Annotated in this window: 23 protein-coding genes; 12 read left to right on the forward strand and 11 right to left on the reverse strand. The window is 59.6% G+C overall.

The features are described from left to right. Both SO058_RS00645 and SO058_RS00650 read left to right on the forward strand, forming a co-directional pair. Positions 1-270: an ACT domain-containing protein gene (locus SO058_RS00645; RefSeq protein ID WP_320841074.1), complete on the forward strand. Its 270-nt coding sequence runs from the start codon at positions 1-3 to the stop codon at positions 268-270. A 16-nt stretch (positions 271-286) separates the two neighbouring features. Next, positions 287-1,645, forward strand: coding sequence for a PFL family protein (locus tag SO058_RS00650; protein WP_320841135.1), 1,359 nt, complete (start codon positions 287-289; stop codon positions 1,643-1,645). 37 nt (positions 1,646-1,682) lie between these two features. On the opposite strand, the gene SO058_RS00655 is transcribed toward SO058_RS00650, so the two are convergent. From SO058_RS00655 to SO058_RS00680, 6 genes are all read right to left on the reverse strand, one after another. Then, positions 1,683-2,216: a GNAT family N-acetyltransferase gene (locus SO058_RS00655; RefSeq protein WP_320841075.1), complete on the reverse strand. Its 534-nt coding sequence runs from the start codon at positions 2,214-2,216 to the stop codon at positions 1,683-1,685. A 63-nt stretch (positions 2,217-2,279) separates the two neighbouring features. Then, on the reverse strand, positions 2,280-2,909 hold the full coding sequence (gene upp / locus SO058_RS00660; RefSeq protein WP_320841076.1) for a uracil phosphoribosyltransferase: 630 nt from the start codon (positions 2,907-2,909) through the stop codon (positions 2,280-2,282). A gap of 26 nt (positions 2,910-2,935) precedes the next feature. After that, positions 2,936-3,637: a tRNA (adenosine(37)-N6)-threonylcarbamoyltransferase complex dimerization subunit type 1 TsaB gene (tsaB, locus tag SO058_RS00665; RefSeq protein ID WP_320841077.1), complete on the reverse strand. Its 702-nt coding sequence runs from the start codon at positions 3,635-3,637 to the stop codon at positions 2,936-2,938. Then, positions 3,634-4,095, reverse strand: a complete 462-nt coding sequence (gene tsaE / locus SO058_RS00670) for a tRNA (adenosine(37)-N6)-threonylcarbamoyltransferase complex ATPase subunit type 1 TsaE (RefSeq protein ID WP_320841078.1) — start codon at positions 4,093-4,095, stop codon at positions 3,634-3,636. Before tsaE ends, tsaB begins: the two co-directional genes overlap by 4 nt. 25 nt (positions 4,096-4,120) lie before the next feature. Continuing rightward, entirely contained in the window at positions 4,121-5,599 is a 1,479-nt protein-coding gene (gene abc-f, locus SO058_RS00675; RefSeq protein ID WP_320841079.1) for a ribosomal protection-like ABC-F family protein, read from the reverse strand. A gap of 305 nt (positions 5,600-5,904) precedes the next feature. Further along, positions 5,905-7,575 (reverse strand): formate--tetrahydrofolate ligase, encoded by a 1,671-nt coding sequence (locus tag SO058_RS00680; protein ID WP_320841080.1) that lies wholly within the window; start codon positions 7,573-7,575, stop codon positions 5,905-5,907. A gap of 163 nt (positions 7,576-7,738) precedes the next feature. Between SO058_RS00680 and SO058_RS00685 the strand changes: the two genes are divergently transcribed. Further along, entirely contained in the window at positions 7,739-8,857 is a 1,119-nt protein-coding gene (locus SO058_RS00685; RefSeq protein ID WP_320841081.1) for an FtsW/RodA/SpoVE family cell cycle protein, read from the forward strand. Between the two features lie 42 nt (positions 8,858-8,899). Here the strand turns inward: SO058_RS00685 and SO058_RS11090 are convergent, their stop codons facing one another. The 5 genes from SO058_RS11090 to SO058_RS00705 form a co-directional block, all read right to left on the reverse strand. Beyond that, the gene (locus tag SO058_RS11090) at positions 8,900-8,992 is read right to left on the reverse strand and encodes a hypothetical protein (protein ID WP_442872226.1); all 93 of its coding nucleotides are present in this window, start codon (positions 8,990-8,992) and stop codon (positions 8,900-8,902) included. Next, on the reverse strand, positions 8,976-9,569 hold the full coding sequence (locus SO058_RS00690) for a LytR/AlgR family response regulator transcription factor (protein ID WP_320841082.1): 594 nt from the start codon (positions 9,567-9,569) through the stop codon (positions 8,976-8,978). Before SO058_RS00690 ends, SO058_RS11090 begins: the two co-directional genes overlap by 17 nt. Before the next feature lie 217 nt (positions 9,570-9,786). Further along, entirely contained in the window at positions 9,787-11,130 is a 1,344-nt protein-coding gene (locus tag SO058_RS00695) for a D-alanyl-D-alanine carboxypeptidase family protein (protein ID WP_320841083.1), read from the reverse strand. Continuing rightward, positions 11,120-11,359: a hypothetical protein gene (locus SO058_RS00700; RefSeq protein ID WP_320841084.1), complete on the reverse strand. Its 240-nt coding sequence runs from the start codon at positions 11,357-11,359 to the stop codon at positions 11,120-11,122. The genes SO058_RS00695 and SO058_RS00700 overlap by 11 nt, the downstream gene beginning before the upstream one ends. 33 nt (positions 11,360-11,392) lie before the next feature. Then, on the reverse strand, positions 11,393-12,448 hold the full coding sequence (locus tag SO058_RS00705) for a nucleoside recognition domain-containing protein (RefSeq protein WP_320841085.1): 1,056 nt from the start codon (positions 12,446-12,448) through the stop codon (positions 11,393-11,395). A 90-nt stretch (positions 12,449-12,538) separates the two neighbouring features. On the opposite strand from SO058_RS00705, the gene SO058_RS00710 reads away from it, so the two are divergent. From SO058_RS00710 to SO058_RS00750, 9 genes are all read left to right on the forward strand, one after another. Beyond that, positions 12,539-12,802: a YabP/YqfC family sporulation protein gene (locus SO058_RS00710; RefSeq protein ID WP_320841086.1), complete on the forward strand. Its 264-nt coding sequence runs from the start codon at positions 12,539-12,541 to the stop codon at positions 12,800-12,802. Positions 12,803-12,806: 4 nt separating this feature from the next. Then, positions 12,807-14,030, forward strand: coding sequence for a sporulation protein YqfD (locus SO058_RS00715; protein WP_320841087.1), 1,224 nt, complete (start codon positions 12,807-12,809; stop codon positions 14,028-14,030). Between the two features lie 35 nt (positions 14,031-14,065). Next, positions 14,066-15,064, forward strand: a complete 999-nt coding sequence (locus SO058_RS00720) for a PhoH family protein (RefSeq protein ID WP_320841088.1) — start codon at positions 14,066-14,068, stop codon at positions 15,062-15,064. Beyond that, positions 15,061-15,552: an rRNA maturation RNase YbeY gene (gene ybeY / locus SO058_RS00725; RefSeq protein ID WP_320841089.1), complete on the forward strand. Its 492-nt coding sequence runs from the start codon at positions 15,061-15,063 to the stop codon at positions 15,550-15,552. The genes SO058_RS00720 and ybeY overlap by 4 nt, the downstream gene beginning before the upstream one ends. Position 15,553: 1 nt before the next feature. Continuing rightward, positions 15,554-16,021, forward strand: a complete 468-nt coding sequence (locus tag SO058_RS00730) for a diacylglycerol kinase family protein (protein ID WP_320841090.1) — start codon at positions 15,554-15,556, stop codon at positions 16,019-16,021. Further along, complete coding sequence (gene era / locus SO058_RS00735; RefSeq protein ID WP_320841091.1) at positions 16,018-16,914, forward strand: GTPase Era; 897 nt, start codon at positions 16,018-16,020, stop codon at positions 16,912-16,914. The genes SO058_RS00730 and era overlap by 4 nt, the downstream gene beginning before the upstream one ends. After that, positions 16,915-17,685, forward strand: coding sequence for a DNA repair protein RecO (gene recO / locus SO058_RS00740; RefSeq protein WP_320841092.1), 771 nt, complete (start codon positions 16,915-16,917; stop codon positions 17,683-17,685). It begins immediately after the preceding gene. Beyond that, entirely contained in the window at positions 17,682-20,066 is a 2,385-nt protein-coding gene (locus SO058_RS00745; protein ID WP_320841093.1) for an endonuclease MutS2, read from the forward strand. The genes recO and SO058_RS00745 overlap by 4 nt, the downstream gene beginning before the upstream one ends. 185 nt (positions 20,067-20,251) lie before the next feature. Further along, a complete protein-coding gene (locus tag SO058_RS00750) occupies positions 20,252-20,515 on the forward strand; it encodes an HPr family phosphocarrier protein (RefSeq protein ID WP_280962091.1) in 264 nt (87 codons plus the stop codon). The last annotated feature ends 2 nt before the right edge of the window (positions 20,516-20,517 follow it).

Raw genomic sequence — 20,517 nt, forward strand, 5'->3', positions numbered from 1 at the left:
ATGCGCGCAGTCATCACGGTCGTCGGTAAGGACCGCACCGGCATCATCGCAAAGATTTCCGATACCTTGTATACCCATCAGGTGAACATCGTCGATATTTCGCAGAATGTCATGGAGGATATGTTCGCCATGGTCATGCTGGTCAACATCGACAAGTGCACGGTCGATTTCACCGCGCTGGCCGACCTGCTCGACCGCGACGGCGAGGCGCTTGGCATGAAGATCCACACCATGCATGAGGATATCTTCGACGCCATGCACAAGATTTGAGGTGCCGAATATGTCGATGATCAACACGAAGGACATTCTGGAAACGATCAAAATGATCGAAGAGGAGCATCTCGATATCCGAACCATCACAATGGGCATTTCGCTGCGCGACCTTGCGAGCGAGGATATCCATGTGCTGGCGGACAAAGTGTACGAGAAAATTGCCCGCCGCGCGGAAAAACTGGTCTCGACCGGCGAGCAGATCGAGCGTGAGCTGGGCATCCCGATCATTAATAAACGCATTTCAGTCACGCCGATCGCCATGATCGGCGCGGTTACGGCTGCAAATAGCTATGTGCCGCTGGCTAAGGCGCTCGACCGCGCGGCGGCGACAACCGGCGTGAACTTTGTCGGCGGCTTTTCCGCGCTCGTGCAAAAAGGTTTCGCCAAGGGGGATGAGATCCTTATCAATTCCATCCCGGAGGCAATGGCCGAGACCGAGCTGGTCTGCTCGTCGGTCAATGTCGCGTCGACCAAGGCGGGCGTCAATCTGGACGCCATCGGCCTGATGGGCCGCATCATCAAGCAGACCGCAGAGCTGACGCGCGACAACGAATCCATGGGCTGCTCCAAGCTGGTCGTGTTTGCCAACGCAGTGGACGACAACCCGTTTATGGCGGGCGCGTTCCATGGCATCGGCGAGCCGGAAACAGTTATTAACGTCGGCGTATCCGGGCCGGGTGTGGTACAGTCTGCCATCCGCCGCGCGGGCGACTGCCCGATCGGTGAGATCGCGGACGTGATCAAAAAAACCGCGTTCAAGATCACCCGCATGGGGCAGCTGGTCGGCGCACTCGCGTCTGGGCGGTTGGGCGTGCCGTTCGGCATTGTTGACCTGTCGCTTGCGCCGACCCCGGCGATCGGTGATTCGGTCGCCCGCATCCTGGAGGAGGTCGGTTTGGAGACCTGCGGCGGCTGCGGCACGACCGCCATCCTTGCCATGCTGAACGACGCGGTCAAAAAGGGCGGCGTGATGGCGTCCTCGTCAGTCGGCGGCCTGTCGGGCGCGTTCATCCCGGTATCCGAGGATGAGGGCATGATCGCGGCCGCGCAGGCGGGCGTGCTGACGCTTGAAAAGCTGGAAGCAATGACCGCCGTGTGCTCGGTCGGCATCGATATGGTTGCCGTGCCGGGCGATACGACAGCCGAAGTGATTTCCGGCCTGATCGCGGATGAGATCGCCATCGGTGTTGTCAACTCCAAGACGACCGCCGTGCGCGTCATCCCGGCGGTGGGCAAAAAGGTGGGCGACATGGTCGAGTTCGGCGGTCTGCTGGGCAGTGCGCCCATCATGCCGATCTCGACGAAATCCCCGGCAAAATTCATTCACCGTGGGGGACGTATCCCCGCCCCCATCCAAAGTCTCAAAAACTAAAAAGGAAATGCCGCATCTCATTGGGATGCGGCATTTTTTACATTTTTGGCGCGGGGCGGCGTAGCTCGTAGATTAAATGGGGCATGTCTTTGCCGCGGTAATATTTTACACATTCTCCGGCGAGACGCATACAGCATGCCTCAGCGACCCGGCGCGAAGCGTGGTTTTCGGGACGGATCAGCGCGACCACACGGTCGGCCTCCAACCGCGTAAAAGCGTGATACAGAGCGGCTTGCGCGCATTCGACGCCGTAGCGTTCTCCCCAGTGTGTGCGGGCAACGATATAGCCGATCCCTATGTAGCTTTTTTCACCGACACGCTCAGACAAAGGCCCCGCGAGTGCGATCAGTTTTCCGGTTTTTCGATCGATTCCGGCGAGATAGCCGTAGCCATCCGTTTGGTAACGGGCAACCTGACCCGCGATCCAGTCGCAGATTTCATCGTAGCTGAAACCGTGCTCCCAAGCGTACATGGTTTTTTCATTCTGCAGGATCGGTGCGACAAGTCTAAAATCGTCGGCGCGGAGCCGTCGAAAGCCCAACCGGGCTGAAGTAAACTCATAGTGTTCCATCAATTTTTCTCCGAAAAAATGGTGCGGCGTTTTTTGCGCCGCACCATACTTGATTTGATAAAATTATTTGGTACCGAAAATGCGGTCGCCCGCGTCGCCCAGGCCGGGCATGATATAGCCGTGGTCGTTGAGCCGCTCGTCGATCGCGGCGACAAAAATCTCCACGTCGGGATGCGCGTCCTGCACCGCCTTCACGCCCTCGGGCGCGGCAATCAGGTTCAGCAGCTTAATGTGCTGGACACCGCGGCGCTTAAGGCCGTCAATCGCGGCGACGGCCGAGCCGCCCGTCGCAAGCATGGGGTCGAGCAGCAGCACGTCGCGCTCGTTGATATCGTTCGGCAGCTTGCAGTAATATTCGACCGGGTGCAGCGTCTGCGGGTCGCGGTATAGGCCAATATGGCCGACCTTGGCTGCCGGGATGAGCTCGAGCATACCCTCGACCATGCCGAGCCCCGCGCGCAGGATGGGCACGAGCGCGATCTTCTTGCCTGAGATCACATGAACCTTGGCCTCCGCAAGCGGGGTCTCAATGGTGATTTCCTTGAGCGGCAGGTCACGGGTCGCCTCATAGCACATCAGCATGGCGATCTCGGCGGTCGCCTCGCGGAATTCCTTGACGCCGGTCGTCTTGTCACGCATCAGGCTGAGCTTGTGCTTAATGAGCGGATGGTCCATTTCATGAACGGTAGCCATAGTCATAATCTCCTTTAAATAGAAAGTCAGGTTTGGCTCGCGAGGCGCGCTATGCGCTCGCGTTCGGCCTGCGGGCGGCGCAGATACGCCGCATCGAGCTGCTGGGGCGCCAGCCCCTCGCCGGCTGCGAAACGGGGCAGGGCGGCCAGCGCGACGCCGTATCCGCCGGGCCAGCGAAGCTCGCATGGCGCGAGGACAAGCCTCACGCACTGTTCTTTGAGTTTATTATAACACAGGTCGGCGCCATCTCCAACCAGAATTTGCGGATTTTCAGCGATTTCCCCCGCGAGCGCGTCGAGCTTGATCGCCCGGTCTTCACAAAGGCGGGTCAGCGCGCCGTTTTCATTGTGGAACAGGGCATTGTATACCTGTCCGGCGCGTGCGTCCATCACGCAGCACAGGCTGCCCGGCAGCGCGCGCGCGCCATGCGCCATGGCCTCCAGCGTGGATACGCCGACACAGGGCCTGTCCGCACCGAGCGCCAGCCCCTTGACGGTCGCGACGCCGATGCGGATGCCAGTAAACGAGCCGGGCCCGCAGGCGACCGCGAAGCCATCGATTTCAGAAAGCGAAACGCCGCAGTTTTGCAGCAGGCTTTCCGCCATGGGCAGAAGCGTGCGCGAATGGGTCAGGCCGCAGTTCTGAAAGCTCTGCGCAATGAGCTTTTCCCCATCGGTCAGCGCCACAGCGGCAGAAACGGCGGATGATTCAAAACTCAGAATTTTCAAGGCATAACCTCCCCAATCGTGACCACACGGTCGTCAGCACCCGCGCCATAGGAAATATGCACGGTTTGATAAGCTCCCGGCATAAACTCCAGCGCGTTTTCACTCCATTCGATGAGCACGATGCGCCGCCCGTCCAGATATTCGTCAAAGCCGATTTCAAACAGCGCCTCGCCGTCCAATATGCGGTATAGGTCAAAGTGCACGACAGGCCCCGCAGGCGTGTCGTATTCATTGGCAATGGCAAAGGTCGGGCTGGTCACACGCCCTGCATAGCCCAGCCCGCGCAGCACGCCGCGCGAAAACGCGGTCTTGCCCGCGCCAAGGTCGCCCGAAAACGCGACCACGTCGCCCGGGCGCAGGCGTTTGGCAAACTCTGCACCGAGGTTTTCGGTCTCTTCGGGGGAATGGGTCAAATACTGCATCACTGCGCGCCTTTCTATCAAAATCGTTACTATCATACCACGCTTCGCGTCCAATGACAAGCTAGGACAGCGCGGCTGTCTCGGTCGCGATGGTCTCGCAAAAGGCGCGGTCGTGCTCGACGAACAACAGCGTCGGACGGCAGGAAAGCAGCAGCCGCTCGATCTGCATACGGGAAAACACGTCGATAAAATTGAGCGGCTCGTCCCAAAGGTAAAGGTGGGCGCGCTCGCACAGGCTGCGCGCGATCAGCACTTTCTTTTTCTGCCCGGCGCTGAAGTCGGCCATGTCCTTTTCAAACTGAATGCGCGAAAAGTCCAGCTTTCGCAAAATGGCTTTGAATAGGCTTTCCTCAATGCCGCACGCGCGGGCATAGTCTTTCAGACTGCCGCGCAGGAACGACGCGTCCTGCGGCACATAGGAGATTTGAAGTCCGCTTCCGCGCGTGACCTCGCCGGTATGTGGGATATCCTGGCCGCCAATCAGCTTTAAAAGGCTCGACTTGCCGCAGCCGTTTGGCCCGGTGAGCGCGATGCGGGCGCCGCGTCGGACGGAAAGCCGGATGTTTTCGCATACGGGCGCGTCGCCATACTGCACGGTGACGCCGCCCAGCTCGACGAGCCGTTCGGTGCGGTAAACGAGGGGGGAGAGCTTGAGATCGTCCGCGATTTCGATGTTGTGCAGAAGCCCCTGCTTTTCCGCGGCCGCATTTTCACGCCGATCCTCGATCGACTTGGCGCGCTGCATCATTTTAGCCGCTTTGTGGCCGATATAGCCACGGTCGGGCCGCAGGCCGGAATTGCGCACATGTTTTTCCTTTTCCGTCCTGTCCGACCAAGCGGACGCGCGCTTCGCGGCCTCGTCCAGCCGGCGGATATCCTTTCTCAGCCGTTCGTTTTCGGCGCGCTCGAACGCATCCTGCCGCTGCTTGTTTGCAAACCAGCTGGAAAAGTTGCCTTGCTGCAATTCTATATTGGTTTTGTTCAGCGACAGGATGTGGTCGACACAGCCGTCCAGAAACGCGCGGTCGTGCGAAACGAGCAGAAACCCTTGCTTGCTGCGCAGATATTCCGCGACCAACGCGCGCCCCTCCATATCCAGATGGCTGGTCGGCTCGTCGATCAGCAGGAAATGACCGTCTCGGCTGAACAGCGCGGCAAGCAGCAGCTTCACCTGCTCGCCACCCGAGAGCGTTTGAAACGGCCGCTCCAGCAGGCTTTCGTCCAGCCGCAGCCGGTTCATTTCACGCAAAAGCCGCCAGCCTTCCAGATTCGGACAGGCCTTCTGCACGGCGTCTCCGGCGCTTGCATCCGCGTCCGCGATAGCAAACGGAAAATAATCAAACGGCACGCTGGCCGTGATACGCCCCTTGTAGGGATATAGGCCACGCAGCAGGTTCAAAAACGTCGTTTTGCCGCGTCCGTTCCGCCCGACTAGTCCCAACCGCCAATCGGTGTCCAGCCGCAGGGTGACGTTTTCAAAAATATTATCAAAGCTGCCCTCGTAGGCAAAAGTAAGGTCTTGCACCTCGATCATAGACATAAAAATGCACCTCCTCGCATCAAAACAGGCGCAAGAAAGCAAAGGATGCCTGTTTGGACGCGCAAAGGCGCGATAGGGCTGTCCGATGAAACGCTTTCTTGCAGGTAGGCATAAAAACACAAAACGGCTTGTGCCGCCCGTGCGTGCCTGACATCCATACAAGAGAGCTTATTTCATCTTTCCACCTCAAATCTGTTCTTTGCCCAAAGTATAGCGCAGTCCCGTGCGGTTGTCAAGCGCAGGGATATAAAAATCGGGTAAATTGAAAAAAGCCGCCTCTTTAGGCGGCTTTTGATGCCATGTTTTTAAAATAATCCGGTGATCTTGCCGTCTGCGTCCACGTCGATCTTTTCAGCAGCCGGGCATTTGGGCAGGCCGGGCATAGTCATGATCGCGCCGGTTTCGACGACGACGAAGCCCGCGCCCGCGGCGAGCCGCACCGAGCGGACGTTCACAACGAATTCGGTCGGCCGTCCGAGCAGCGCCGGATCGTCCGACAGCGAATACTGCGTTTTGGCAATGCAGACGGGCAAGTGACCGAAGCCCAGATCTATAATGTTTTGCAGTTCCTTGTGCGCCGCAGGCGCGATGGACACGCCGAGCGCGCCGTAGATCTCCTTGGCGATCTTACGAATCTTGTCTTCAAGCGGCAGATCGTCCTCATAGAGCATATGGAAATCGGCCTCGTTTTTCTCCAAAACGGCGAGCACCTCGTTTGCCAGCGCCTTGCCGCCCTCGCCGCCCTTGGCGAACACCTCACTGAGCGCAACGCGCACGCCGCGTCCCGCGCAGTGTGCGCGGATAAACTCCATCTCCTCCGCCGTGTCGGATGGGAACGCATTGACCGCTACGACGACCGGCACGCCGAACTTCTTGATATTGTCCAGGTGTGCATCCAGATTGCAGATGCCCCGCTCGAGCGCTTTGAGATCGGGCGCGTTCAGTTCCGCCTTGGGCACGCCGCCGTTGTATTTAAGTGCGCGTACGGTCGCGACCAGCACGACGCAGTCGGGCGAGAGGCCGGCCTTGCGGCACTTGATGTCCATGAATTTTTCCGCGCCAAGGTCGGCGCCGAAGCCTGCCTCGGTGACCGCGATATCGGAAAGCTTGAGGGCGAGGCGGGTCGCCTGCACGCTGTTGCAGCCGTGGGCGATGTTGGCGAACGGGCCGCCATGCATCAGGCAGGGGGTGCCCTCGAGTGTCTGCACCAAGTTCGGTTTGATCGCGTCGCGCATCAGGGCGGCCATGGCGCCCTCGGCACGCAAATCTTTTGCGTAGATCGGCTTTCCGGCATAGGAATAGGCGACCAGGATATTTCCGAAGCGCTTTTTCAGATCGTCCAGATCGCTCGCGAGGCAGAGGATCGCCATAATTTCGCTTGCGACCGTGATCATGAAGTGGTCCTCGCGCGGCACGCCGTTTAATTTGCCGCCCAGGCCGATGGTGATATTGCGGAGCGCACGGTCGTTCATGTCCATGACGCGTGTGAAAATGATGCGGCGCGGATCGATATTTAAAAGATTGCCCTGCTGCATGTGATTGTCCAGCATGGCGCAGAGCAGGTTGTTCGCAGCGGTGATGGCGTGCATATCGCCGGTGAAATGCAGGTTGATATCCTCCATCGGCACGACCTGCGCATAGCCGCCGCCGGCCGCGCCGCCCTTAACGCCGAACACCGGCCCGAGCGAGGGTTCCCGCAGCGCGATCATCGCTTTTTTGCCAAGCGCCGCAAGCGCCTGCCCAAGGCCGACGGTCGTCGTCGTTTTGCCCTCTCCCGCGGGGGTTGGATTGATTGCAGTGACCAGCACGAGTTTGCCGTCTGGTTGGCTTTCCGCTTTTTTCATCACGTCGGCGGAGAGCTTTGCTTTGTATTTGCCGTAAAGCTCCAGATCGTCGGCCGAAAGCCCGGCAGTCTCGGCGACCTCAGTGATCGGGCGCAGTTTGCAGCTCTGCGCGATTTCAATATCGGATAACATGCGTGTTTCCTCCCGTTTCAGAATAAACAATGACACTATTATAGCATATATTACACAGCTTTCCAGCAGGAAAGACGAAAATTTTGCCGAAATTAGTCCTCGCATCCGGCGCTTGATTGTGGTATAATGAAAACCGTTATTTCCGGAAAAGGAGGCGAGCCGTGTGGGAGCGTTCAAGGCGGCCAAGCACTACCTGAAAAATACCGACCTGTATTTGCTGTTTCTTGCGCTGCTGTGTTCGGCGTACGGCGTCGTGTTGGTTTACAGCGCAACGCGGGCGAGCGGGTCGTCGCGCTATATCATGATACAGAGCTTGGCGACAGTGGTGGGCGTGGCGGCGTTCGTCATTATGTCGCTGATCGATCTGGAAGCGATGAGCAATTGGTGGAAGATATTTGTCGTGCTCAATATCCTGCTGCAATTGACGCTCATCCCCTTTGGAAAGTGGGCGAACGGGCAGCGAAGCTGGATCGAAATTGCAAACGGCGCGTTCAGCCTGCAGCCCGCCGAGCTTGGCAAACTGCTGTTTGTGTTCACTTTTGCCGCGCATTTGTCCGAGATCCGCGAACATGTGAGCGAGTGGCGCGGCATTTTGGTGCTCGGCCTGCACACGCTGCTGATGATGGGGGCAATCGTGCTTTCATCAAAGGATACGGGCATGGCGATCCAATATTTTATGATCGCACTGGTCATGATGTTCGCGGCCGGGCTGTCCTACAAATGGATCGGGCTGGGCGCGGTGCTGGGCCTGCTCAGTGTGCCGGTATTGTGGAACTTTGTGTTCAAGGATTATCAGAAAAACCGAATATTGGTGCTGTTTGATCCGTCTATCGACCCGAATACGGCGTATCAGACAACACAGGGAAAAATTGCGATTGGCTCAGGGCAGTTTTGGGGACAGGGCCTTGGCAACGGCGCGATGACGCAAATGGGCATTGTGCCCGAGCGCCGCACTGACCTGATTTTTTCAGTTGCGGGCGAGGAGCTCGGCTTTGTCGGCTGTATGGCGATTATCGGGCTGCTGCTGCTGCTCATCCTGCGCCTGATGTATGTGGCGTTCCGCGGCAGCACTGGTTTTTCGTCGCTGCTGGCGGTCGGCATTTGCAGCATGTTTTTATTTCAGACGTTTATGAATATCTTTATGGTCATCGGGCTGCTGCCCGTCATGGGCTTAACGCTGCCGTTTTTCTCCTATGGCGGCACATCAGTCGTCACGATGTACGCCGCGCTCGGAATCGCGGCGGGTGTACGAATGCGCGAAAAACCAAGCTGGCTGCAATAAATAAAAAACAGGCTGTTGCATATTATGCAACAGCCTGTTTTATTAAATCAGAAGCCGCAGGTAAAAGATACCGTCCCGCGCGCCGCAATCCAGTGAACAATTGTATTTGCGGGCGAAATTAGCAATGGACTGCATACCGTAGCCGTGCCCGTTCTGATCGGCCAAAAGGAGGCAGGTCTTGGGGGCGAGCCGCAGCGTGCCGGAGAATGGATGCGCAGTTCGCTGCCGGCATATGGCCCCTCACTTCCACATAGACCACATCCTCGAGCAGCACGGTCTGCAGGCCGCCGGGCGTGCGGAAAGAGATCTGCCGCCGCACTAGGGGACGGTGTGCAAGCGATTCGGATGTATCCTCCAGCACAGAAAACAACGCCTGCCGGGTAACTGGCTTGAGCAGATAATCGGATGCTTTTACCGAAAACGCTGGCAGCGCGCAATCCGGGCTTTTTGTGGCAAAAACGATTCTGCCCTTATCGTTTCGGCGGCGCAGCGTACGCGCCAGTTCGATGCCCCCTTGGCCGCTGAGCAGGATGTCGAGCAAATATAGATCATATCCGCTTCCCGCCTGCTCGATCTCTTCGAGCAGCGCCGCGCTTTCGGAAAAGACGGAAACCGCCAGCGCAATGTCCGGATGGACAGACGCATACTCCTTGACCATGGCAGCTATGTCCGCTGCGTCGTCGGGAGTGTTGTCACAAATGGCAACGCGCATGTGCTGAACCTCCTAAAATTCCTGCGGTACCCCCCGCATGAAAAACTTTCTTATATTCCAGTATAATAAAAAATTACAAAAAATCAAAGGAAATGACAGGACAAACCGAATAAATCACACAAAACGCCCCTCGTTTCTCATATTTAGGAAAAAGAATTGAGCCGAAGCGCAATGCGCAAAAAAACACCCGCTCAGTGTGGCGGGTGGTTTTCTGCAATTATCTTCTGCGATTGTAACGGTTATATCGTGAGCGCATCATCTTGCGCTGCTTGCGGCGGCGCATGCGGCCGAAAGTCAGGTTAAAGATCACATAAAGCACAATGAAAATCAGCAGCACAACGAGTATGACCTTGAAAACCGTGCCCTTGAAAAAGTTTTCGAGCTTGTCCGCATAGTAGAGCACCTTGGAAAGCTCAACATCGTTGAGCGCGACCAGCTCCACCGTGCCGTATTCCACGCCGCCATAGGAGAACGTCATGCTGCCGATGACATCGCCCGCCTTGATCGGCGCGTTCTGGCTTTCGGGGACTGTAATCTGTTTTTCCATATCTTCCGGGTCAAGATCCTTGGGAATGGAGGCATTTAAGTCGCGTCCGGCGGTCAGGACAAGTTTGGTCGTGTCCGCCGACAGGCGGACGTCGATCTGCTGGATGGCGTCGCCCTGCTTGGCAAGCGTCTTGGAGACAAAATTCTCATAACCCCATTCAAACAGCCGTTTGGTTTCGGTAAAGCTCTTGGCAACGGTCGAGGAGTCGGGTGCGTCGGCGCAGCCCAGCACGACCGAAAAGAGCTTGGCGTCGCGCCGGTTGGAGTAAGAAACCAGGCAGTTGCCGGCCTCGGAGGTATGCCCGGTCTTGATGCCTTTGGCATAGGCATAGAACCACGGCTGGTATGAACTGAAGATGAGCTGGTTGGTCGTAAAAATAATGCGTTCGTCATGCATATTCGTTTTAGCCATGCGGTGCTGCGCGGTGTTGACCACGGTCGCAAACGTTTCGTCTTTCATGGCTTCCTGCGCAATGGTGTATAGGTCGCGCGCAGTGGTATAGTGGTCATCGCTGTGCAGGCCATTGGGGTTGACGAAATGCGTGCCGGTGCAGCCCAGTTCGGACGCCCTGGCATTCATCATATCGACAAAATTTTCGATCGTGCCGCCGACGTGGCGTGCGAGCATGTTGGCGGCCTCATTGGCCGAGGGCAGCATGAGCGCATACAGCAGATCGAGCACCTTAACCTGCTCGCCAACCTTGATATCCGCATTGGAGGCATCCCACGTCACATCGTGGAAATCGGCTTCTTCCGCGGTGACCACATCGTCCATATTGGCGTTTTCCAGCACGATCAGCGCGGTCATGATCTTGGTGGTCGAAGCGGGATACCGCTTCTCGTCCGCACTTTTTTCATAGAGCACCATGCCGGTGTCCGGGTTGACAAGGATCGCCGCGGTCGCGTCGATCTTAGGGTCGTCAAGCGCGGCTGCACGCGGCGTGAACGCAGGGCAAAACAGAGTAAGCAGCAGCAACAGCGCGGTGAGCCGATGGGTCAAAACCTTATTTTTCATCATTGCCACCCAGCGAAAAGTCAGCGTCGGTGAAGCGTCCGCGGATCGCGGCGGGCTTGGGCGGCGTGCGGCGCAGCGGATCGTAGCGGAATGCGCGGCAGTGGTAGCCGGCTTCGACCACGCCGTGTTTCCGGCAGGTCAGTTTTTCACCGTTTGCCAAGGGGGTGCCGTTTACACAGTAGGTACAGCGGGGTTCAATATCTTTACGCAGCAGCTTATCAAGCTTCATGCGGTTCACTCCTTACGGTTACAGATAACCGTATTATAGCGCATCATCCGACTTTTTTCCACCCCAATTCGGAAATAAACCGATGAAAAGCAGTGCCCAGGCCGCAATCAGCGCGGGGATGGGCGCGGGCGGATCGCTCGGGACCAGCGAGACCATTGCCGGGACCGAGCTGGGAGACAGCAGGCACCAGGCGAGCGTCATTCCTGCGGCAAACAGCCCGTGCAGGGCCTTGCCGAGGGTAAAGCGGCGCATATCGAGCGAATAAGGTGCGAGCAGTGCGCGCGCCTGACAGTGTACGCTCAGGCCGCCGAACCCGAGCAGCAGCGAGACGATGGGGAGCAGCACCGCGGAGGGCAGTGCGCTGCCGCGCAGATGGTCGAGCCCGCAAGTCAGTTCGAGCAGCCCGGAAAACGCGGCGCCGCCGGGCACGGTCTCCAATATTGGGTGAAGCAGCCGCAGCAGGATGGAGAACAGCACGATAAACGCGGTGACGGTCAGCGCGGTCTGCGCCGCGCTCTGCGTTGCGCCGCAGAGCGCGGCTGCAAAGCCCTCGGACGGCTTTGCCGCCGGCCGCAGGGCGCCGGATCGGTCTGTACGACCACGGGCTACGAACAATCCGGCAAGCAGCGCCGCGAGCGCATGAAAGAAATAGAGCATCCACCCGGCGCGCGCGCTGCCAAACAGCGCAAGCCCGCAAAGGCCGACGCAGAACGCAGGGCTTGCGCAGTTGCAGAAAGATACCGTGCGCGCGGCATCATCCCGGCTGATCGCGCCGGTCTTGAGCAGGTCGGCCACGGTTGCCGCGCCGACCGGATAGCCGCCGACCAGCCCCAGCGCGACCGCGGGTGCGGCGGCAGGCGGCAGGCCGTACAGCAGGGCGAGCGGGCGGGCGAGCAGACGGGCGATCATGTCCGCCGCCCCGGTGCGTGTGAGCAGCCCGCTTGCGACGAAAAACGGGAAAAGCGCAGGCAGCGCCTGTCCCGCAGCAAGGGCGAGCCCGTCGCGCACGCCCTGCGCGCTTTCTGCGGGGCACAGGAGGAATGCCGCGGTCATTGCGGCGGCGAGCAGCAGCGCGCCCGGATTTTTCATGGCTGTCACCTCGTTTTTGCTTTTATCCTACGCGCCGCCGTCAAGTTTGATGCTGTCGCCGCATACAATTGCCCGAACGGAGGAGAACGCATGGCACATGACGTGTTTGCCGACCGGCAGCTGCTGGACGACCTGCGCAGCGACCGGCCGCGCGTGGAGATCATCGGCAACAGCCGGGTGGTGGTCGAGAACCACAAGGGCATTTTGGAATACGACGACACGCTGCTGCGTGTCAAATGCAGCGGCTGCGAGGTACGCATCACAGGGGATGAACTGGCGCTCGCCGCGCTCACGCTCGACGAGCTCGCGGTGACCGGTACGATCGTGTCGGTCGAATATCGGACAGGAGGATGAAACGATGATAGGTCGGTGGCTGAGACTGGCGCGGGGGCAGGTGCGCGTCCGGGTGACAGGTGCAAGCCTGCCACGCTTTCTCAATGTGTGCGCGCTGAACAACCTGATCCTGCGCCGCATGAAGCGCACCGATTGGAACGAGATGTACTGCGTGCTGTCGGTCGAGGACTTTAAAAAGCTGCGGCGTTATATGGGACGGACAGGGTGCCGCGTGCACATCGTGGATCGCCGCGGCGCGCCGTTCCAGGTAGAGCGGTTCCGTCCGCGGTATGCGCTTTGGGGCGGGGTGCTGCTGCTCTGCGCGCTGTGCTGGATCATGACAAGCCGGGTCTGGTCGATCGAAACACGGCTGTCGTCCAACCTGCCGCGCGCTGAAATTCTGTCTCAGCTCGAGACGCTGGGCGTGCAGATCGGCGTGCCGCGCCGGTCGATCAACGCCAAGCAGGTGCGCTGGCGTATGCTGCAATTGCAGCCGGATATTACGTTTTTCGCGCTCAACGTGCAGGGGAATCGCTTGGTCGTCGAGGCGCGCAGCGTGGTCGACCAGCCCGAAATGCTTGATGAGGACGCTGTCGTCAAGGTGGTCGCCGCGCGCGACGGCGTGGTGGGGAACATGAACGTGCAGGAGGGTGCGCCGCTCGTCAAACCGGGCGACGCGGTACAGGCGGGCGACACGCTCGTGAGCGGCCTTGTACCGCCGACCAATGAGACCGGGCGCTACCATCTGACCCACGCACGCGCCGAAGTGCAGGCGCATACCAGCTATCAGGTGGAGGCGAAGCGCGCGCTGGCCGTAGAGAAAAAGGTCTATACCGGCAAGGTAAAAAAGCAATATGCGCTGGTTTTTGGGAAAAGACGGTTAAATTTGTATTTTGGGAGTGGAATTTCAGGGGGCACTTGTGATAAAATAGTAGAAACTAAGACGGCATGGCTGTCGGACAGCGTGGTGTTCCCGGTTTCGCTCGTGGTGCAGACCTACACGTATTATGAACGGAAGCCAGCCGCGCGCGCGGCGGAAGATGTCGGAGCCGATATGCTGTCCCGCGCGCTCTCCGCCATTGCCGCAGGTATGGACGGCACGGTAACCGGGCACGATTACACCGTTACGGAGCAGGATGGCGCGGCCGTGCTGAAGCTTTCCGCGCAGGGGCTTGAGCAGATTGGCGTGGAGGCGCTCGACGACAGCGAGATCCCCGAAACGCCGCCGCCTCCGCAGGAAGAGCAATAAACAGAAAGCAAGGTGCGACTACTATCGAAAAGATCATGGAAGTAGAACAGCTCGAACTGGTCATCACCGTGTTCGGTGCGTTCGATGAAAATATTAAGCTGATCGAGCGGGAATTCAACGTGTCGGTCGTCAGCCGCGGCTCGGAAATCAAGATCACGGGCGAAGACGGGGATGTTGCGGCGGCTGAGCACACGGTCCGCGCGCTCATGGGAATGGCCGCGCGCGGCGAGGCCATCGGCACGCAGACGGTGCAGTACGTCATCGGCCTTGCGCGCGAGGGCCGTGAAGCCGAGGTGCAGACCATGGGGCGCGACGTGCTTTGCATCACGGCAAAAGGCAAGCCGGTCAAGGCCAAGACACTGGGGCAGAAGAAATATATGGAAGCCATCCGCAAAAACACGGTCACCATCGGCGTCGGCCCCGCGGGCACGGGCAAGACCTATCTCGCGGTGGCCGCAGCAGTCGCCTCATTCCGGGATAAGCGCGTGTCCCGCATCATCCTGACGCGGCCGGCGGTCGAGGCGGGGGAAAAGCTGGGCTTTCTGCCCGGCGACCTGCAAAGCAAGGTCGACCCCTATCTGCGTCCGCTGTACGACGGCCTGTTCGACATGCTGGGCGCGGAGAATTTTGCGAAATACCAGGAGCGCGGGGCGATCGAGGTCGCGCCGCTCGCCTATATGCGCGGCCGCACGCTGGACGACAGCTTCATCATTCTGGACGAGGCGCAGAACACGAGCCCCGAGCAGATGAAAATGTTCCTGACCCGTCTGGGCTTCGGCTCGCAGGCGGTCATCACGGGCGACGTGACGCAGATCGACCTGCCGGACGGCAAGACTTCGGGGCTCAAGGAAGCGATCCGCGTGCTGGACGGGGTCGAGGGCATTGCCCAGTGCTTCCTCACGGACAAGGACGTGGTGCGTCACGAGCTGGTACAGCGCATCGTCAAGGCGTATGCTGAATATGAAAGCAAAAAAGGGAAGGCCAAGGGGCCGGCCAAAAAGCTGCCGCCCCGCCGCAGGGAGGACAAGCGATGAACCATCAAATCAACATCGCGTTTGAAACCGCGGTGCCCGGGGAAGCTGAAGTTCGCGCGCTGATCGAAGCGTGCGCCAAGCGCGTGCTCGAAAGCGAGAGCACCAGTTTTGACGCGGCGGTAGACGTGACCGTGGTGGACGCCGAAGCCATCCGCGAAGCCAACCGCGATTTTCGCGAAAAGGACGCGGTGACCGATGTGCTGTCGTTCCCAATGTACGAATTTGTAAACGGTATCCCGCAGGAGGAACTCGAGCCCGAGCCGGATACGGGCCGCGTCATGCTGGGCGATATGCTGCTGTGCTACACCCGCGCAGTGGAGCAGGCGGAGGAATTTGGGCACAGCCCCGCGCGGGAATGCGGTTATCTGACCACCCACTCAGTGCTGCACCTGTTGGGATACGACCACGAGCGGGGCGACGCAGACACGGCGCTGATGCGCAAAAAGGAAGAGGACAACCTCTCTTTTCTGGGGCTCAAAAGGGAATAAGATGAAAAAAGAGATCAGAAAACTGCATGAGAGCTTCCAGCACGCGTTTCGCGGACTGGGTCTGTGCATCCATGGGGAACGAAATTTCCGCGTGCATATGGTGGCCGCGTTCTATGTGACGATTTTCGCGCTCATGGGACGCGCTTCAGCAGTTGAGGGCGCGATTTTATGCGTGTGCTTTGGACTGACGATGGGCGCTGAGCTGATGAACACCGCGATCGAACGCCTGTGCGACAAGCAGGCGAGCGGGTACGACGGCATGGTGCGCAACGCCAAGGATATCGCGGCGGCCGGGGTGTTCGTTTGCGCGCTGGCGTGCGTCGCGGTCGGCCTATGCCTGTTTTTGGGACGCGGCCTGCTGTTTGCCGCGCTTTCGTACTTAACCGGACATTTGTGGGCGGCGGCGCTGATTTTGATATCCGCACCGCTCGCACTGCTTTTTATTTTTCGATATGGGAGAATTCAATGAATCATATTTTAAAGACCGCGGTCGTATCGGTAGTCGGCCGTCCGAACGTCGGTAAATCGACGCTGACGAACAAGCTGGTTGGCCAAAAGGTCGCCATCGTGTCCTCCAAGCCGCAGACGACGCGCACGCGCATCACGGGCGTTTTAAACGAGGGCGACACGCAGTATGTCTTTCTGGACACGCCCGGTCTGCACAAGCCGCGTTCCCGTCTGGGGGATTATATGTGCAAGGTCGTGACCGATACGGTCTCCGAAGTCGATCTTGCGGCGCTCGTCGTCGAGCCGATCGCAAACGTCGGTCCGGCGGAGGAAACGCTCATCGCGCAGATCAAGCAGCACCATATGCCCGCTGTGCTCGTCATCAACAAGATCGATACGCTCCGAAAGGAGGAACTGCTCGCGGTCATCGCGGCCTATGCGGCGGCGCACGATTTCGAGGCCATCATCCCGGTTTCTGCGCGCACGGGCGAGGGGCTTTCCGATCTGCTCTCAGAGTTCCATAAATATGCGCTCGAGGGTCCGCAGCTTTTCCCGGACGATATGGTGTCCGACCAGCCCGAGCGTCAGCTCGCGGCCGAGATCGTCCGCGAAAAGATGCTCCGCCTGCTCGACCGGGAGGTGCCGCACGGCGTGGCCGTCGGCATTGAGCGATGGAACGAGCGGGAGGACGGCCTGATTGAGATCGGCGCTAACATCTATTGTGAGAAATCGAGCCACAAGGGCATCATCATCGGCAAGCAGGGCGCGATGCTCAAGGAGATCGGCGTGCAGGCGCGCGCGGATCTGGAGAAAATGCTTGATACGCGCGTCTTTCTGGAGTTGTGGGTCAAGGTCAAGGAGAATTGGCGCAACAACCAGTATCAGATGCGCAACTTTGGGTATGAGGATCAATAAATGGCTGAGGTCAAGCTGCGCGCGCTTGTGCTGCGTGAGGTCGATTTTGGCGACTATGACCGGTACCTGACAGCGCTTTCTGAGGGCGGACGGAAGATCGAAATTCTCTGCAAAGGCGTGCGCCGCGGCGCAAAACAGCAGATTCCGGCGGCGCGCCAGTTTTGTTTTTCCGAATTTGTCCTGTTCGAGCGCGGGGGGCGGTATACGCTGCGCGAAGCCGATTTTGTGCACAGCTTCTGGGATTTGACGCAGGATATCGAGGCGTATGCGCTCGCATGCTATCTGGCTGAACTGGCCGCAGCGCTGACGGCCGAGGACGAGGACAGCCCGGCAGTCTGCCGGCTGCTGCTGCTGGCGTTTCGCGCGCTTTCGGGGAAAAAGCGGGAGGGGGCGCTTGTCAAGGCCTCGTTCGAGTGGCGGCTGATGGCTGAAAGCGGCTACGCGCCCGATCTGGCTGTCTGCGGCGTTTGCGGGCGAGCCGTCGGCCAGCCGCCCGTTTGCTTTTCGGTGCGCGCGGGCACTGCGGCGGACGAGGCCTGTGCGCGGCGGATCGGGGGCGATTATACGCGTCTCGCCGACTCTGCGCTGCGCGCGCTTATGCACGTGCTCACCTGCGAGCCCGGCAAGGTTTACGCGTTTGCGCTGACCGGGCCTGCGCGCGCGCAGTTCTGCGCGCTTGCCGAGCAATACGTGCTGTATCATCTGGGGCGCGGTTTTGACAGCCTGCAATTCTATCAATCTATCATCAAACCAATCGGAGCAAAGAAATGAATAAATTAGGGGAGAAATCACTCAAAACCTTAGAATATTTCACCATATTGGAGCGGCTCGGCGCGCATGCGGCGAGCGAGGAGGGCAAGCGCAAATGCCTCGCCCTGCGCCCGCTGGACGACCATGAGCAGGCGGCGCTCTGGCTGCGCCAAACCACGGATGCGAAAGATCTGATGGTGCGGCAGGGCAGCCCGGCCTTTGGCGGCGTGCGGGAGGTGGGCGCGATTTTGGCGCGCGCCGACCGTGGCGGCGTGCTGAATCCGCGCGAGCTGCTGACAGTTGCGGGCGTGCTGACAGCCGCGCGCCGTGCGGCCGCCTATGACGCCGAGCACGAGGAAAAGACGACGCTTACGCCGGTATTCGGCCTGCTGTCCGGCAACCGCGCGCTGGAGGAGTCCATCACAACGGCGGTCGTATCCGAGGAGGAGATCGCGGACGGCGCGTCTGCCGAGCTGCTTTCTATCCGCCGTGAAATGCGGCGCATTTCGGGCAAGGTGCGCGAAACGCTGGGGCGAATGATCTCGGGCGAACGCTCGAAGTATTTGCAGGAGGCCATCGTCACCCAGCGAAACGGGCGTTACGTCGTGCCTGTCAAAGCAGAGCATAGGGGCGATGTGCCCGGCATGGTGCACGACACCTCGTCCACCGGCGCGACCGTGTTCATCGAGCCCGCCGCGGTGGTAGAGATCAACAACCAGATCAAGGTGCTCGAGGGCAGGGAAGAAGCTGAGATCGAGCGTATTCTGGCGGAATTGTCGGCGGAGGTCGCGGCCTATAAGGACGCGCTCGCGCAGGATTACGACGCGCTGACCACGCTCGATTTTATTTTCGCACGCGCAAAGCTGTCGTTTGAGCTGAACGCGCAGCCGCCTGTTCTCAAACCCGAGGGCGGGGCGTGCCGCTTGCTGCGCGCGCGTCATCCGCTGCTCGATAAGGACAAGGCCGTGCCGATCGACATCGCCATCGGCGGGGAGTACGACACGCTCGTCATCACCGGGCCGAACACGGGCGGCAAGACGGTGTCGCTCAAAACGCTCGGCCTGCTCAGTCTGATGGCGGCGAGCGGCCTGCATATTCCGGCGGGCGAGCAGTCGGAAATTGGCTTGTTTGAGCATATCTATGCGGATATCGGCGACGAACAGTCGATCGAGCAGTCGCTCTCCACCTTTTCCGCGCATATGAAGACCATTGTGTCCATCATGGATGTGTGCGGACAGGGCGATCTGGTACTGTTCGACGAGTTGGGAGCGGGCACCGACCCGGTCGAGGGCGCGGCGCTGGCGGTCGCGGTGATTGGCTATGCGCGGCAGATGGGCGCGTGTGTCGCGGCGACCACGCACTATGCCGAGCTCAAGACCTTTGCGCTGACGACGGACGGCGTGGAAAATGCCTCGTGCGAATTTAACGTCCAGTCGCTCCAGCCGACCTACCGTTTATTGACCGGCATTCCCGGCAAGTCGAACGCGTTTGCGATCGCGGGGCGTTTGGGGCTGTCGCCGACGATTATCGAGCGCGCCCGCGAGCAGGTGTCCACCGAGGACGCCCGCTTTGAGGACGTTTTGGCTGAGCTCGACCGCGAACGCCGCCGGGTCGAGCAGATGCGCGACGAGGTCGCGCGTATGCGGGCACAGGCGCAGTCCGAGCGCGATAAAATGCGCGCGGAACGCGACGCAGCGGAGTCCAAAATCGACAAAATGCTCGAAAGCGCGCAGTCGCGCGCCGACCGCATGCTGAAGGACGCGCGTATGACGGCGGAGACCGTGTTTGACGAGCTGGAAACGCTCAAAAAGCAGTCCAAACAGAGTCTGGCCGGACAGAACCTGGCCGCCGCAAAAGCCGCGCTGCGCGGCGTCATCACGCAGACGGAAAACGAGCAGCGCCGCGGCGCGGAAAAGCGGACGGTCGAGCCCGAGGAGCAGCGTCCGGTCAAGCCGGGAGACCGCGTTAAGCTTTTGAATGTCGCGGGCGTGACGGCAAGCGTGCTGTCGCCCGCGGATAAGGACGGCAACGTGCAGGTGCAGGCGGGCGCAATGAAGATGACCGTCCGGCAGGACGAGATGCGCCTTGTGCGGGAGGAAAAGAAAAAGCAGGTGCAGCCGCGCCGTACCGGGCCTGCCCCCAAACTGAACCTTGCCGCCGCCGACCGTGAGGTCGACGTGCGCGGCATGATGGTGGAGGAGGCGCTTTTGGAGGTCGACAACTTCCTGTCCCGCGCGCTCATGGCCGGCCTGCCTACCGCCACGATCATCCACGGCAAGGGCACTGGCGCGCTGCGCACGGCTGTGCAGCAGCACCTGCGCCGCAATAAACGCGTCAAGAGCGTGCGTTCAGGCGTGTACGGCGAGGGTGAACAGGGCGTAACGATCGTCGAACTTGGTTAAATCGCGGCAGGTTTTGCGGAAGAAAAAGTTTGCATCAGGGCAAAATGCCCGAGGAGGATGCGGTTTTCTTCAGGAAATTCAGCGAAAACGCTGCCGCGCGCCCGCTAAATGACACTTGACGAAACCGCGAAAACGCGCTAGACTATAACTATATTGGATTTGAAGAAATAGGAGCGATGCAGATTATGTTTTCTAAAGAGGTACAGGTGACCAATCAGGTAGGTTTATATGCCCGTCCCGCCACTTTTTTCATTCAGAAAGCCAACGAGTTCAAGTCGACCATTCTGGTAGAGAAGGAAGAGCGCCGCGTTAATGCCAAGAGCCTGCTCGGTATCCTTTCCCTTGGCATCACCAAGGGGACGACCATCAACCTCATCGCCGATGGTCCGGACGAGGAGGAAGCTGTGGCTGCGCTGGTCGAGCTCATCACCTCCAATTTCACGGACTAAGT

It is taken from the genome of Agathobaculum sp., assembly GCF_034098985.1.
In the GTDB taxonomy this organism is placed as follows: domain Bacteria; phylum Bacillota; class Clostridia; order Oscillospirales; family Butyricicoccaceae; genus Agathobaculum.